The organism is Deinococcus puniceus, from assembly GCF_001644565.1.
Lineage (GTDB): Bacteria > Deinococcota > Deinococci > Deinococcales > Deinococcaceae > Deinococcus > Deinococcus puniceus.
Genome location: NZ_CP011387.1, coordinates 575,366 through 589,696, shown reverse-complemented (window position 1 = coordinate 589,696; position 14,331 = coordinate 575,366). Strand labels below are relative to the sequence as shown.

Genomic DNA, 14,331 nt, shown 5'->3' with positions numbered 1-14,331 from the left:
CCAAACAGCGGGAGTTGTCGTCAATCTGAATGAAATCGAGTAAGGCTCAGGCCGTCGTTTGCGGCATCGGCTCCGGGCTTCCGCCCATCTTGGCTACGGCGGCGCGTACCACGTCACCCGTAATCAGTTCCTGACTCAGCAGGGCTTCCACAACTTCGTGCATGGCGGGCGTGTAGTCGCTGACCAGTTGGCGGGCGCGTTCGTAGGCGCGGTTGAGGATGCGCTTCACGTCCTCGTCTACGAGTTGGCTGGTGTGCTCGCTGAAGGCTTTGGGACGGCCCATGTCTTCACCCAGGAACACGGGGCCGCTTTCGGTAGACAGCGCCATGTTCTTGAAGTTCTCGCCCATGCCCCATTCCAGCACCATCTTGCGGGCGATGTTGGTGGCCTTGCGGAAATCGTCGGCGGCTCCGCTCGTCACGTTGCCCATGAAGACTTCTTCGGCGGCGCGGCCACCCAGAGCCACGACCAGTTGGTTTTCCAGGCGCTCCTTGCTCATCAGCACCTGTTCTTCGGGCAGGTAGAACGCGGCACCCAGCGCACGCCCACGCGGAATAATGCTGACTTTCTGGAGCTTGTCGGAACCGGGGATCACGGCGGAGGTGACGGCGTGTCCGGCCTCGTGGTAGGCAATCGCCTTGCGCTCCTCGGGGCTGACGTTCAGCGAGCCGTTCTCCAGACCCAGCGTGATCTTGTCGAGCGCCCGGTAAAAGTCGCTCATGTCGATCTGGGTCTTGCTGAGGCGGGCGGCTTCCAGCGCGGCTTCGTTGGTCACGTTCTTCAGGTCTGCGCCGCTGAAGTAGGGCGTGCTCTTGGCAATTTCGGGCACGTCTACGCCGGGAGCCATTGGCTTGTTGCGCAGGTGTACCTTCAGGATTGCTTCGCGCTCTTTCAGGGTGGGCAAGTCAATCGTCACCTGACGGTCGAAGCGTCCGGGGCGCAGCAGGGCAGAATCCAGCACGTCGGGGCGGTTGGTCGCGCCCAGCACGATCACGTTGCTGGTCTTGTCGAAGCCGTCCATTTCCGAGAGGATCTGGTTCAGCGTCTGCTCGCGCTCGTCGTGGCCGCCGCCGATGCCTGCACCGCGCTTGCGGCCAATCGAGTCGATTTCGTCAATGAACATGATGGCGGGCGCACTCTTGCGGGCGTCCTCGAACAGCGTGCGAACACGGCTGGCCCCCACACCCACGAACATTTCCATGAACTCGGAGGCGCTGACGCTGAAGAACGGTACATCGGCCTCTCCGGCCACAGCGCGGGCCAGCAGCGTTTTACCGGTGCCGGGAGGGCCGACCAGCAGCACACCCTTGGGAATTTCCGCGCCGATCTGGTGGTACTTGCCGGGATTCTTGAGGAAATCCACGACTTCGATCAGTTCGCGCTTGGCTTCCTCGTGTCCGGCCACGTCGGTGAACTTGGTCTGCACGCGGTTTTCTTTGCCGTACTTCTTGGCCTTGCTTTGGCCGAACTGCATGACGCCGCTCTGGCCGCCCTGCGCCCGCATAAAGAAGAAGTACATCATGCCGAACAAGAGCAAAATGGGCAGCAGGCTGAGAATGATATTCAGCCACTGGCTGGGAGCCTCGAAGCGGTAATTCACGTTCTGGGCTTCGAGTTCCCCGATCAGACCGCTGTCGGGGGTAGCGAGGCTACCGGGCAAGCGCACGGTAAAGCCGGGAACTTCGCGGGGTTGAGGGCCTTGCGGCGTATTGACATTGACCTGAGAGGGGGCGTCCAGCGTAACGGTGCCGATGCTTTCCCGAACCACCAGCGTCTTGATGACGCCCTGATCGAGCAGATTCTTAAATTCGTTGTAATTGACCGTAGCACGCCCGCTGAGAGGTGCCTGAGAGAACATCAGGAACAGCGCCAGCACGAACAGAACGATCAGCCAGGGATTCAACCGCTTCAAGAGAAATCCTCCAGAATTAGAGAGTGCGAAGGGGGGAAATAGGCGGGTGAAGCCGACGGATGCTCCATGAAGTTGAGTGTACCAGACTCAAGATGTGTGGGTGTAGGCAGCGTCACACCTTGGCTTGAGCAAATGCTCAGGGGCGGGGGATAGAGCGTGGTGGGTGGATCGTGGAACGTGGGAAGGGCGCGGGTGGGCATGAGCGTCAGCGTCTTTGACCTTGCAAGTTGGCAACAACCCTAGAGATTCGTTTCACATCGCCACGATCCACGATCCGCCCGATTTTGTCCTTCGCACTCACCGCTGACCACTCACCACTCATCCTTTCTCCCTTCCGCGCTAAACTGGTGGGTAATGATTGAGGTCGCCACCACCTGGCAGCAGGCTTGCACGGCTCTCGCAGGGGGCGATTACGACACGGCATTCAACGTGCTGGACAGCGCCATGCGGGAAGCCGGAACACACGAACGGGCGCGGATCGCCCTGTATGTCGCCAGTGTCCATGCGCTGTACGGAGAGATGGCCACCAACGAAGTGGCCCTGGCCCTGCGCGAAGCCCGCATGCTGGACGCCGCTCTACAAACCGAGCCGCTGTATGTGGCGCTGATGGCCGAACTGGATGCCCGATTGCGCGAGGGCGAGGCCACGCCGCCCCCGGCTGCCGTGCGCGAAACTGCCGATCCCTTGGCCCGCTTTCACGCCATGTGCGCCCTCGCGTTGGCCGAAAAGCCGCAGGAGGCGCTGGATATCGCGCTGCCCAGCACCGAACTGCCGGAGCATCTGCGCTGGCGCTTGCGTTCGTGGCAGGCCGACAGTCAGGAGCAGTTGGGTCATACGACGGATGCCATTCACCTGTACGGCGAGGCCGCGCACCTGACGAGCGGCCTGAACCGGGCGATCATGTTGCAGGAGCAAGCCGCGCTGATGCTGACGGTGGGCCAGACGGCGGAAGCCAGCGCTGCCCTAGACCAAGCCCGCGCCCTGTACACCGGACAGGAACCCGACGAAGGGCTGAATCTGGCGACGTGGTACTACTTGCGGGCGCAGGCCATGCTGAACCTGGAACAGCCCGACGCCGCGCACGAAGCGATTAAGGAAGCAGCCCGGCTGGAGCGCGAACACGGCGACCCCAGCTACGGCGTAGCGCTGGTGCGCGGCCAAATTCTGACCCATCTGGGTTTGCAGGAACAGGCCATTGCCGCCTTCGAGGAAGCCCTGAAACTGGCGAGTGAACCCGACAGGCCGTATGCCAACCACGAACTAGGCGTGGCCCTGCTGGATTTAGACCGCCCAGTTGATGCCCGCGAGCGCCTAGAAGCCGTGCTGCAAGACCCCGAATATCCCTATCTGCCCGAAGTGTTGGCCGATATGGCCGAATGCGACTACCGCCTAGGCCGCCTGCAAGAAGCGCAGCAAACTGCCGAGCAAGCGCTAGCGCAGGGCGCGGTGGTTCCCGCCAGTCTCGTGCTGGGCAGCGTGGCGCTGGATTACTACCATCTCGACGACGCCCTAGAACACTACGAGCGCGTGGTGCGCGAGGCCGCCCCCGATAGCCGGGACTGGGTCACGGGCCACCAGATGGCCGCCGACGTGATGGCCCAACAGGGCTTCTTGAACCCGGCGGCGGCGTATGCCCACGCCCAGCAGGCTCTGGCCCACACTCCCGAAAGCGACGATTGGCACGTGACCCTGCGCGATCATCTGCGAAAAGCGGAGGCCCTGATGGGCAGCGGCGGACGCACCCTGAACTGAACTGAGGGGGCCGCCACCTGTGTTGTACCGAAATTAGTGGCAAGCAGTTTAGTTGAAAAGATCTATTCTTCTGGGTGCAGAATGTAAGGCGGAAGTCAGGGAACATAGTGTGAACTGCGCCTATGCGTCCTCCCCTCACGGTTGCCCGCCCCACTGAACGGGCTGGAAACAGGCCCCGCCGAACGCCCGCCGCTCTGTTCGCGCCGCTGCTGGCCGCCGCTTTGTTGCTGGCCTCTTGTGGGGGGCCGCCTGCGCCCGTCGTCACGGGTGGGCAGGGCGGCGGCACCAACACCGCGCCCCCTGTCGCCAGCCTCAAAGCAAGTGCAGATCAGGCGTTGGCCCTGATTGGCAGTGCCGATGCCGGGGCGACGGTACGGGTCGCCTCTACCGGAGCAGTGACGGTGACGGTAGACCGCGCCCCCGCCGGGTTGACCGTCACGGCAGAACCCGCCCGCTTAGACGGCACAGACACGCTGATTCCACTGCGGGTACAGGGCAGTATGACCAACACGGCCACCAAAGCCGTGACCGTCACCGTGACCTCTGCGGGCAAAAGCGCCACCTTGACCCTACCCGTGCTGACCTTCGCGGTACAGCCGATTGTGGTGGGCGCGGGCAGTCCATACGAGGCCAGCGGCATGAACTTCGAGGCGGGCGGAAGTGTATTGTTGCGTGCCCCAGCCAGCGCGAACGAGCAGGGGCGTCATCATCTGGTGCGCTTCGATCCGGCCCAGAACAGCTTTACTCTGCTGGGCTTCGGCCTAGGCGGCTTCGAAACCATCACCAGCCACGCGGTTGCCCCAGATAGCCGCGTGTGGGTCACAGTTCGGAGTGCCCTGAGTGACGGCAGCGTATTGGTCTCGCGGGACAGGGCGGGCCAGATCAAACGGCATGCTGTGGGGGCCACCGCCGACACCATCAACAGCGCCACACCCACCGCAGACCGGGTCTGGTTTACCCAGTACACCCGTGACCGCGTGGCCGCCCTGAATCCGGCCAGCGGCGAGGTCACGTCTTACGCCGTAGAAGAAAACGCCGAAGACCTGACCCTCGGCGCGGGCGGGCACCTGTACTACACCCGCTTTTATGCCGACCCAGCCGTCATCGGGCTTGATCCGGACACAGGCAAGACCACCGTGTTCAAGGTGGGCATTCCCGGCAAAAGCCTGCCCGACGCCCTGACCGCTGCCCCCGACGGCACGCTGTGGTTTATAGAAGCCCGCACGGGAACGGTGTGGAACCTGCACCCGAGCACAGGCCAGCAGACCCCGTTGGCCCTGCCCGTTGGCGCACGCCCGACTGAATTGGCAGTGGCCCCAGACGGCACGTTGTGGGTGGGCGATCCCACGCACTCCCGCCTGTACCGCGCCCAGAGCGGCGACACCAGCACCCTGACCGTGCCCGTGCTGACCCAGAACGGCAAAAGCAACGGCCCCCACGCCCTCGCTGTCGGCCCAGACGGGAGCGTGTGGTACGAGGCGGCGGGGCAATTGGTCAGACTGGATTAGTGGGCCAGAAAGAGCAGAAGCATTAACCTCGTTCCGGACACCAAAAAGTGCCCCCAGCCAACTTGCACTGGGGGCACTTGCTGTAGAGGTTTAGAGGGCGAGAATGGCGCTGAAGTCGCCGCTGAGTCCCATGGGGAAGAAGCCGCCCTTGGTCGCGGTGCTGTCGCCGGTCAGGAACACGATGTTGGCGACCTGACGGGGAGTGCGGCTGTAGGCGATGGAGTTTTCGTCGGCCAGCACGATGTTGGCCGTGCCAGCAGGCAGACCGTCGTTCAGGATGCCCTGATCGCGGCTGATGGCTTTGTCGGCGTCGTCGCGTCCGTCTACGGCGTCGCGCAGGTTGCTGATGGCCTGCACCACTTGGCCCACGTTCAGGCCAGCGGCGGCGGGGTCGTTGCGGCGGGCGTACAGGATGGTACGAATCGAGCCAGCGTGGTAGGCCTCGACGGCCAAGATTCCGGCGGCGTTCTCGAGGTTACCGCCGGGCTTGTCATCGACCAGCAAACGGGCGGCACCCTTGTAAGCGCTGACGCCCACGTCTTCAAAGATGAATGCGCCGTGCAGGTAGAACAGTTCGTTGGCGAAGGGATCAAAGCCCTTGATGGCGTCGCCGGAAGCGGCGCGGCCAGCGGCTTCAAAGGCAGCGGCCAGATCGATCTGAGGCTGTGCAACGGCAGCGTTACCCAGAACCTTACGAATGATCGCCACGTGGGCCTTCTCGTCGTTGGCGGTTTCGGTGGCGTAGGCACGAATGGTGTCGCTCATGGGCACGCCCACACCGTTGAATGCGTTGGCGCGGAAAGCAGTGGGCAATGCAACTTTGGCGCTGCTGCCGCCCACGGCGTCCAGTTCACCCAAACGGCCCACGGCAGCGAGGTAGAACGCGGCTTCAAGGTACTCGAGGTTCAGGGCGAAGTTAAAGATGGTCGCGTCAAGGTTGGCCTTGACCGGGGGGGCAGCAATCACGGGGGCGCATCCGGCGATCAGTGCGCCTGCGCCCATCAGGCCAGCGGCTCCGAGGAATTGGCGGCGGCTGTTGGCGGGCTTGCTGGTATCGTTGCTCATGGTGGATCCTCCGGGTACAGAAAAATGAATGGGGGCAAGGGCGGGCAGCAGGCGCAGGCAGCCAAAGGACGGGGCAACCCGCAAACAGCAGCGGTCTCGATCTGGTAAAGCGTCCCTTTGACTTGCTTGTATGCCGCCGCCCGCAGATTGGATCACTGACCCGGAATGTATTAACGCGGGATGAATTTGTAAATAACTTCACTCCTGCGATTCCGGACGAAAATCTTCTGTGTGACGCCCATCCAAAGCAGACAGAGCGCAGGCACTTGGTTACCGGCCCCCAAAGACCAAACGAAGAGGGAAGCAAGGCCATGACGCCCGCTTCCCTTTCTGAACTGTTGTGCTTAACCTGCTGTGCTTCAGCTGTTGTTTTGTAACTCCTACTTGACCAAGCCCAGTTTGCGTACTTCGTCGCGTTCCTCGGTCAGTTCCTGCGCGGTGGCGTCCATTTTGCCCCGGCTGAAGTCGCTGACTTCCAGACCTTGCACGATCTCGTATTGGCCGTTCTTGCAGGTCACGGGGAAGCCGTAGATCAGGCCAGCGGGAACGCCGTAGCTGCCGTCGCTGGGAATGCCCATGCTGACCCACTGGCCTTCCGGCGTGCCCAGCGCCCAGTCGCGCATATGGTCGATGGCGGCGCTGGCGGCACTGGCCGCGCTGCTGAGGCCGCGTGCTTCGATAATGGCCGCGCCACGCTTGGCAACCGTAGAAATGTAGCTGTTCTCGTACCAGTCGCGCTCCACCAGATCAAGGGCGGGCTGGCCGTCTACCGTGGCGGCGCTCAGGTCGGGGTACTGCGTGCTGGAGTGGTTGCCCCAGATGGTCAGATTCTGAATGCTACTGACGGGCTTCCCGGTCTGCTCGGCCAATTGCGAAATGGCGCGGTTGTGGTCGAGGCGCACCATCGCCGTGAATTGTCCAGGATTCAGGTCGGGGGCGTTTTGCTGGGCGATCAGGGCGTTGGTGTTGGCGGGGTTGCCCACCACCAGCACTTTCACGTTCCGGCTCGCCACAGCATTCAGCGCCTCACCCTGCGGTTTGAAGATGCCGCCGTTGGCACTCAGCAGGTCGCCGCGTTCCATGCCAGCTTTGCGGGGCATCGCGCCCACCAGCAGGGCGTAATCGATGTCCTTGAAGGCCACCATCGGATCATCGCTGGTCACGATGTCGGCCAGCAGCGGGAAAGCGCAGTCGCGGAGTTCCATCACGACGCCGTTGAGGGCCTTGAGCGCGGGCGTGATTTCCAGCAGATGCAGGATCACGGGCTGGTCTTTGCCCAGCATGTCGCCGGACGCGATGCGGAACAGCAGGCTGTAGCCGATCTGTCCGGCTGCGCCAGTGACGGCAACGCGAACGGGTGGTTTGGTGGTCATGGGTAAATCCTCCTGAAAGATTGAAGTCTGTACAACAATAACGCGGGAAGCGGGAGGTGATGGGGAGATCGTGGATCGCGGGAAAAGAGAAGGGCAAAAGAGTGGTTTTGCTGTTTCCACGATTTACACTCCACGATCCGCCCGCTAGGGCAACGGCCAGCGCACCGTCCCCATCTGATCCGTTCGCCAGACCTTAGCCCTCACCGCCTGTATACGGGCCAAGACGGTGGGATGAGGATGGCCGTAGGTGTTGCGTGCGCCCACGCTGATCAGCACGTCTTCGGGGCGGGTCTGGGCCAGTACGGTTTGCCCGGTAGAAAAACGGCTGCCGTGATGTGCAGCCTTCAGCAAGTCCAGTTTGCCCGCGCTGATCAGAGCTTCGGCGGGGTCGGCAAGGTCACCCAAAATGGCGGTGCGCCACAGCTTGCCCCCAGCAGTGGGCAATTCCAGCGTCACTGCTACAGAATTGTCGTTGTCTTCGGTGCTCCAGACGTTGCCCACCGGCCACAGCACATTCAGGGTCAGGCCGGACACCTTCAGTTGGTCGCCGCGCCGCACCTCGCGCACGGGCACGCGGCGTTCACGGGCGGTCAGGAGCACCGCCGTCAGCACGGGGTCATCGGTTTTGAGGTGGCCCACCCACATTTCTCCTACTGGCAAGCCGCGCAGCACGCCCGAAATGCCTTCGATGTGGTCGGTGTCTGCGTGCGTGGCGATCAGCAGATCGAGCTTTCGCACACCCAGCGCCCGCAACGCCGGAAGCACCGTGCGCTCTCCCACGTCGTAGTCGGAATTCACGCTGCCGCCCGCGTCCACCAACGCCGTGAATCCCGGCAAGCGGATTAGGGTGGCATCCCCTTGCCCAACGTCCAAAAACACAATTTCGCAGGGAGGATTCAGGCGCGGCGGGAGGGCGGTGAACACCATGCAGGCCAGCACCGTACCCAGCGCGGCGGGCGCACGAATTCGGCCCCGCAGCCACAGCACGCCCGCGCCCGCCGCCAGCGCGTAGGCCACGTATCCGGCGGCGCTGACGGTGCCCCAACTCAGCACCGGGGCGCGGCCAAAGGTTTCGGCAATCAGGAGCAGCATGTTGGCAAAAATGGACACCAGCCAGTTGATCAGAATGGCGGCAGGGCCGAGCAATCCCGCCAAAAAGCCCAGCGGCACCAGCACCACCATCACGGCTCCCGCCAGCAGATTGGCAGGCAGGCCCACCAGCGGAATCTGCCCAAAAGTGCTGGCAATAATGGGCAGCGTGCCCAATTCGGCCAGCACGGTGGCAACAAGGGCCAGCCGGAGCCACATCGGCCACTTGGGGGGCAGCAACGCCGCCACTTTGCCCGACAACAGCAGCGCCAACACCGCCAAAAACGACAACTGAAAGCCAACATCCAGCAGCCACATGGGAAAAGGGAGCAGGCAGGCCAACGCCGCGAACGCCGTGATGCCCAGCCCATCGGGTTTGCCGCGCCCCACCGCCAGCCCGATCATGACCGCGAAGCCCATGATGACGGCCCGCGTGATGGAGGGCGAAAACCCCACCAACTGCACCAGATAGGGAACGAGCAGCAAGGCGGGGGCGAGGTAGCGCCACAGGTTCGGCACACCCGCCCGCGTGAGCAGCCAGATCAGCACGCCCGTAATCAGGGCCACGTTTTGGCCCGACAAGGCCATCAGGTGCGCCAGCCCCGCTCGGTTGAAGGCGTCGCGCACGCCGTAGCCTTCCGCGAACTTTTCTTGCCCGATGTCGTTGCGGTCTCCAAGTTCGATGGCCTGCATCAGCGCCGCTTCGCGTTGGCCGAGGCCCACGGTCAAGCCACGCCGGAACCACCCGCGCAGGCCGTTTTCGGGGGTGCTGGAGCGCACCTGAGCCGCCATCAGAACGGCGGTTGGCGTGGGCAAAAACAACCCCCCCTGCGAGCGCAGCCACGCCGCCTGATCGAAGCCGCCGGGAATGCGCCGACTGTCGGGACGCACCAGCCGCCCACTGAGCGTGACGCGGCCTGTGGGAATGCCGGGTTTGGGGGCCACCGCCAGCCGTGCGCGTGGGTCATGTAGTGTCAGGAATTGGCCGTCCCAGTCGCCCGTCAGCGTCACCTGTGCACCAATCCACGGGGTCATGGGGTCAGGTTGGGCGGCCTGCACGCGCACGGAGCCGAAGCCTGCCGCGCCGCCCAGCAGGGCCGCTCCTGCCAACAACGGGCGAGCATCGAACCAAGCCAGCAATAAGCCCACCACCACCGCCAAACCGCCCCAGCCGATACCCAGCCCCAGCAGAATGCCGCCGATCACGCCTAGCACGGCAGGAACCGTCCACGCGAGGCGTCCGCCAGAGGTGGGGGAAGCGGGAAATTTGGGCAAGGGACGAGGTGCTGTACGGCGCGGCGCAACGCCTCCTTTCTCCGCGTGGCGTCCAGTGACCACCTCATGGGGCTGAAGGGGAACGGCCATCAGCGTTGACCCACTAGGCCGAGGATCAAAACGAGACCAGTGGCGTGAGGGCTTTCAGGGTGCTTTCGCCTACGCCCTTAATCGCGTCCAGATCGGCCAACGAGCGCAGTGGGCGGGCCGCAACGATCAGGGCGGCCATGCTCGGCCCCACTTTGGGCAGGGCTTCCAGTTGCTCGGTGCTGGCTGTATTCAGGTTCAGGCGGCCCGAAATGAGCGGCTGCACGCTGGCGGTGCGCGGGTAGACTGGAGGGTCGGCACTCGGCGCGGCAGCAATAGGCGGCAGCATTTGGCGCGTCAGCGTAGGCACTCGCGGCGACGGAAACAACGCTGGCCCCAGTGTCAGCCCGCCGAGCAGCAGCACGCCTGCAGCCAAAGCCAACGCCCATTTTCGTTCCGTGTCGGCCTGCTTCCAAAGGTCGCCCTTCCAGATGTTCACAGGGGCACTCTAAACTTAAAAAACTGGGTGGTCACACCGCTTGCCTAACCGGGCCGCTACACTCCAGCCATGCGTTTTCCCGCCGTGTGCCCCCATTGCCAGCGTGAAGTGCAAGTGGAATTTGCCGACAGCGCCGTGCATGACGTGACTTGCCCGCAGTGCAGCACGCGCTTTTGCGTGTTCGTTCGCAAACAGAAGTTTGAAGTGCTGTTCGATCTGGGCACCCGCGCCCTGATGGACGGCTACGCCCGTGAAGCCGTTGCCAGCTTTGCCGCCGCACTGGAACGCTTTTTTGAATTCTATGTGCGCTCGTTTGCCCTAGAGCGGGCTGCATTGGCGGGCCAAACCGACTTTGATGGCGCGGCGGGCATCTTGGAATCCACATGGCGGCATGTGTCGAGCCAATCCGAGCGGCAGGTGGGCATGATGGCGCTGGCCTACTTACTGCGTGAGGGCCGCGAACCGGACTTTTTGACTGCCAAAGCTTTGGGCGCAGACTTCCGAAACCGGGTGATCCACCGGGGGTACTTGCCCCGCCGCGAGGAAGTGGACGCCTACGCTGCCCGCGTGTTTGCGTTGATAGACCGCCTATTGGGCGAACTCGGCACAGGCGCGGCCCACGCGGAATTGGCTCAGGAACGCCAGTTTGCCGCCCACCTCGCCGCCCTGCCCGACGGCGTGACGGCCGTCTTCGAAGAACACCCCGGCATGTTCCGCGCCCGCCGCTTCGCTGGGGCCAGCCCATTGGGAACCAAGAATTTGCCCGGACAGCCCGCCCGCGCAGCACTTCCTGCCAAAGCCGCCGCACCCATGAACGACGCACAGGCCTTTCAAAAGGCGTTGAAGGAGCGGGGGCCGCTGCTGAAAGGGCTGCGGAAGTAGGGCAAAAAGGTTACGAGGCGTATTGGCAAGCGCACAGCAGACCGGAATCGGTGGCCCGCAACACGGCGGCGGTGCGGTTAGTCACCCCTAATTTGCCCAAAATGTTGCCCACATAAACTTTAACCGTTCCTTCTGCCAGACCGAGTTGAGAGCCGATCTGTTTGTTGGCCTGCCCATCGGCCAGCAAGCACAAGACGTCCAGTTCCCGCTTGGTTAGGGCTTCAGTGATGGCTGCAGCCTCCCTCTTCTGCTGAGCAAAAGCCTGCATCACTGTGGCGGGCATAACCACTTCTCGGGCATGGACACGGCGCAGAGTAGTCAGCACTTCACGCAGCTCTGCGTCTCTGAACAGGCAGCCTGCCGCGCCTGCTCCTATGCCTGCCACCGCCGCATTCACTTGGTCATCGTCGGCAAACAAGACCATGCGGGGGCCACTCTTGCAGCTCAAAATCGCCTTGATGTTCTCGCCGCCCTGCACCAGCAAGCGCACATCCAAGAGCAGCACATCGGGGCACAACGTTTTGCATAGCGCCAAGGCTTGCGCGGCATCGGCGGCCTGCCCCACCACTGTTACGCCGTCGGCTGGCCCCAGCAACGCCGCCAACGCCTGACGCATCAGGGGCTGCCTATCGGCCACGAGGAGTCGCACCGGGGTCATGCCTGACCTTTAGGTAGGAAAATTAATGTTAAATTTTTTGCAAAATCAGAAATGACCACTGTGGAATCTTAGGGGATGAATGAGAAGAGAGATGAGATGTCTAGCCTCTTTTCTATCTCTTTCGGCCTAGGCCATTGGTGGGTAGGCAAGCGCGGCAGCCCTGTGTAGGGTCAAATCATGAAGGTTATTTTTGCCGTTTCCATTCGTCCTGTTCTCTGCGCCGCCGCCTTGTCTGCCCTCCTGCTGGGCGGCGGAGTGCAAGCGGGCGGAGCAGGTGCGCCTCTGCCCCGCGCTGGGGCTGCCGCAAGCACCACCCAACAACAGGCGGGCCGCGCCCTGCTTGTACGGGCAATTGAGGCCAATGGCGGCGAAGCCTTGCGCGGCCTGCGTACCATGACGCAGGGGGTCGAACTGGTCTTTATGGATGCACAGGGCCAGCCCGCCATCACGCTGAATGCGGCGGCCAGTGTGGACTACGCCAACCGCTGGGCACGCCAAACCACCAAACAAGGTCAAACGCTCATCAGTGAGCAGTGGCTGACCGCTGAGGGAGCATTTGCATTTGCCCCGCAGTCGGGTACGGTGCCCCTGCCCCGCCAAGAAGCACAAAGCCTGCGCGACAGCTTTTATTACGGCGCACCCGGCCTGATCGCCGCCGAGCAGGGACGCGGTTCATTCAGGAATTTGGGCCAGCAGACTTGGCTGAAGGTGAACGGCAAAGACTTGACTGGTACAGTGTTGGAAGCAGTCACCAACAACACCAAGGCCACGTTTCTGCTGGATTCGCGGGGCTTAGTGGTGGCCGAGCGTTACCCTATTGCCCCACTGGGCGAAGTCATTTCGGTGTACAGCGACTTTGAGGAAGTGGGCGGCATCCCATTTTCAGACAAAGCCCAGGCGTTTTTGCCCAACGGAACCCTGATTTTTACGGCGGACTTTTCAGAAGTCCAAATGAATGTGGCCTTGCCCGCCAGCACCTTTGCCGTACCGCAGTGAAGGGACGCTCTGTCTGGGCGCTGACCCTCGCGCTACTGGGTGTGGGTCAGGCCACTGCTCCAGCCCCTGCGTCGGTCACGGCGTCGGCTACCCTGTCGGCCCAAGACCTCTTCGATGAAGTCATCTATGAACTGGCTTCCGGGTACAACGGGCCGTCCAGGTTGCGGGCCAGCGACCTCCGCCGAAGCTATTTGCCCCGCGTTCAAGCACTGTGCGGGGGCAAGGCCGAGTGCGCCAGTTCACAGGCCTACCCTCTGCTGCGGCAACTGGTCGCCGATCTGAAAGACCCGCACACCCATCTGTTCAGTCCGGCAGAGATACAGGAAGCGCAGCAGGTGCTGTCCGGTGAACCGAGCGGGCAGCGCACATTCGGGGCGATCACAGAGGCGCTGGGTACGGGCGGGCGGGTGGTGGCCGAGGTGCTGCCGGATTCTGCCGCAGCGCGTGCAGGCTGGCGGGTGGGCGACGTGCTGCACACGGCCAATGGCGTCCCACTCGACGGTGAAGCGGGGCAGAAAGCTCTGGCGCGGGCCGCAGGCCGGGGTACGGCGGTGCGTTTTAGCGGCCTGCGCTTGGGCCAGCCCCTCATCACCACACTGACCGCCAGCCCCCTGACAGTCTCGCCCGTGAGCCTGAGTTGGCGCGAAGGCAAGGTAGTGGTAGTACGCCTGCGGCACTTTTTTATGGTGGGCGTAGCGCAGCAGGTGCATGGGGCCATCGGCAAGGCCCAGTCGGCAGGCGCACAGGGCATAGTGCTGGATTTGCGCTGGAACGGCGGCGGGCTGGTAGAGGAATTTATGCTGAGCGCAGGCGCGTTTACGGCTCCCGCTCCTCTGTTCATGAAAACCCGCTTCCATCAGACCCAGATCGGCTACCGCGCAGGCGAGTATCTGGTCAACGGCAACGCGCAGGGCCAGCCCCTGAATCAGCCTGTGCGCTACAGCGGCCCTCTGGCGGTGCTGGTCAACCGCCACAGCGCCAGCGCCGCAGAGTTTTTGGCCCGCAGTGTGCTGACCCGCCCGCGTACCTGGCTGTTTGGGGAACCCACCGCCGGACTGGCCGACACCGCCAGCCGCTTCGTGCCGCTGCAAGACGGCTCGGCGCTGCAACTGACCTTCGCCACCATGCTGGATGCAGACGGCAAAGCCCTCGCCGCACGCCTTCAACCGCAGGCAGGCGGGGGGCTGAACCTTTCGGAATTGACCCGCACAGGCCGTGATGAACTGGCAGAACAGGCGGCGAGTTGGCTGAGGCAGCAGCAGCGGTAGCCCCACTTGGGGGCCGCAGTACAAGCG

The 14,331-nt window shown here is 63.3% G+C and carries 11 protein-coding genes; 5 read left to right on the top strand and 6 right to left on the bottom strand.

Annotation, left to right across the window (positions count from 1 at the left end):
- Positions 1 to 46: 46 nt before the first annotated feature.
- Positions 47 to 1,912 (bottom strand): ATP-dependent zinc metalloprotease FtsH, encoded by a 1,866-nt coding sequence (gene ftsH, locus SU48_RS02685; RefSeq protein WP_064013905.1) that lies wholly within the window; start codon positions 1,910 to 1,912, stop codon positions 47 to 49.
- Between the two features lie 354 nt (positions 1,913 to 2,266).
- Between ftsH and SU48_RS02680 the strand changes: the two genes are divergently transcribed.
- Positions 2,267 to 3,664, top strand: coding sequence for a tetratricopeptide repeat protein (locus SU48_RS02680; RefSeq protein ID WP_064013904.1), 1,398 nt, complete (start codon positions 2,267 to 2,269; stop codon positions 3,662 to 3,664).
- 122 nt (positions 3,665 to 3,786) lie between these two features.
- Positions 3,787 to 5,172: a Vgb family protein gene (locus tag SU48_RS02675; RefSeq protein ID WP_064013903.1), complete on the top strand. Its 1,386-nt coding sequence runs from the start codon at positions 3,787 to 3,789 to the stop codon at positions 5,170 to 5,172.
- Between the two features lie 90 nt (positions 5,173 to 5,262).
- Here the strand turns inward: SU48_RS02675 and SU48_RS02670 are convergent, their stop codons facing one another.
- From SU48_RS02670 to SU48_RS02655, 4 genes are all read right to left on the bottom strand, one after another.
- Positions 5,263 to 6,237 carry a ferritin-like domain-containing protein gene (locus SU48_RS02670; protein ID WP_064013902.1) on the bottom strand — a complete coding sequence of 325 codons (975 nt, stop codon included), beginning with the start codon at positions 6,235 to 6,237 and terminating at the stop codon, positions 5,263 to 5,265.
- A 380-nt stretch (positions 6,238 to 6,617) separates the two neighbouring features.
- A complete protein-coding gene (locus tag SU48_RS02665) occupies positions 6,618 to 7,610 on the bottom strand; it encodes a malate dehydrogenase (protein WP_064013901.1) in 993 nt (330 codons plus the stop codon).
- A 144-nt stretch (positions 7,611 to 7,754) separates the two neighbouring features.
- Positions 7,755 to 10,064, bottom strand: coding sequence for a DNA internalization-related competence protein ComEC/Rec2 (locus SU48_RS02660; RefSeq protein WP_082869634.1), 2,310 nt, complete (start codon positions 10,062 to 10,064; stop codon positions 7,755 to 7,757).
- Between the two features lie 25 nt (positions 10,065 to 10,089).
- Positions 10,090 to 10,500: a ComEA family DNA-binding protein gene (locus SU48_RS02655; RefSeq protein ID WP_064013899.1), complete on the bottom strand. Its 411-nt coding sequence runs from the start codon at positions 10,498 to 10,500 to the stop codon at positions 10,090 to 10,092.
- A gap of 69 nt (positions 10,501 to 10,569) precedes the next feature.
- On the opposite strand from SU48_RS02655, the gene SU48_RS02650 reads away from it, so the two are divergent.
- The gene (locus SU48_RS02650) at positions 10,570 to 11,382 is read left to right on the top strand and encodes a hypothetical protein (protein WP_064013898.1); all 813 of its coding nucleotides are present in this window, start codon (positions 10,570 to 10,572) and stop codon (positions 11,380 to 11,382) included.
- Positions 11,383 to 11,392: 10 nt separating this feature from the next.
- Here the strand turns inward: SU48_RS02650 and SU48_RS02645 are convergent, their stop codons facing one another.
- Positions 11,393 to 12,040, bottom strand: a complete 648-nt coding sequence (locus SU48_RS02645) for a response regulator transcription factor (protein WP_082869633.1) — start codon at positions 12,038 to 12,040, stop codon at positions 11,393 to 11,395.
- Between the two features lie 177 nt (positions 12,041 to 12,217).
- Here SU48_RS02645 and SU48_RS02640 point away from each other — a divergent pair, with 177 nt between their 5' ends.
- Complete coding sequence (locus SU48_RS02640; RefSeq protein ID WP_064013896.1) at positions 12,218 to 13,036, top strand: hypothetical protein; 819 nt, start codon at positions 12,218 to 12,220, stop codon at positions 13,034 to 13,036.
- Complete coding sequence (locus SU48_RS02635) at positions 13,033 to 14,304, top strand: S41 family peptidase (RefSeq protein WP_064013895.1); 1,272 nt, start codon at positions 13,033 to 13,035, stop codon at positions 14,302 to 14,304. Before SU48_RS02640 ends, SU48_RS02635 begins: the two co-directional genes overlap by 4 nt.
- Positions 14,305 to 14,331: the final 27 nt, after the last annotated feature.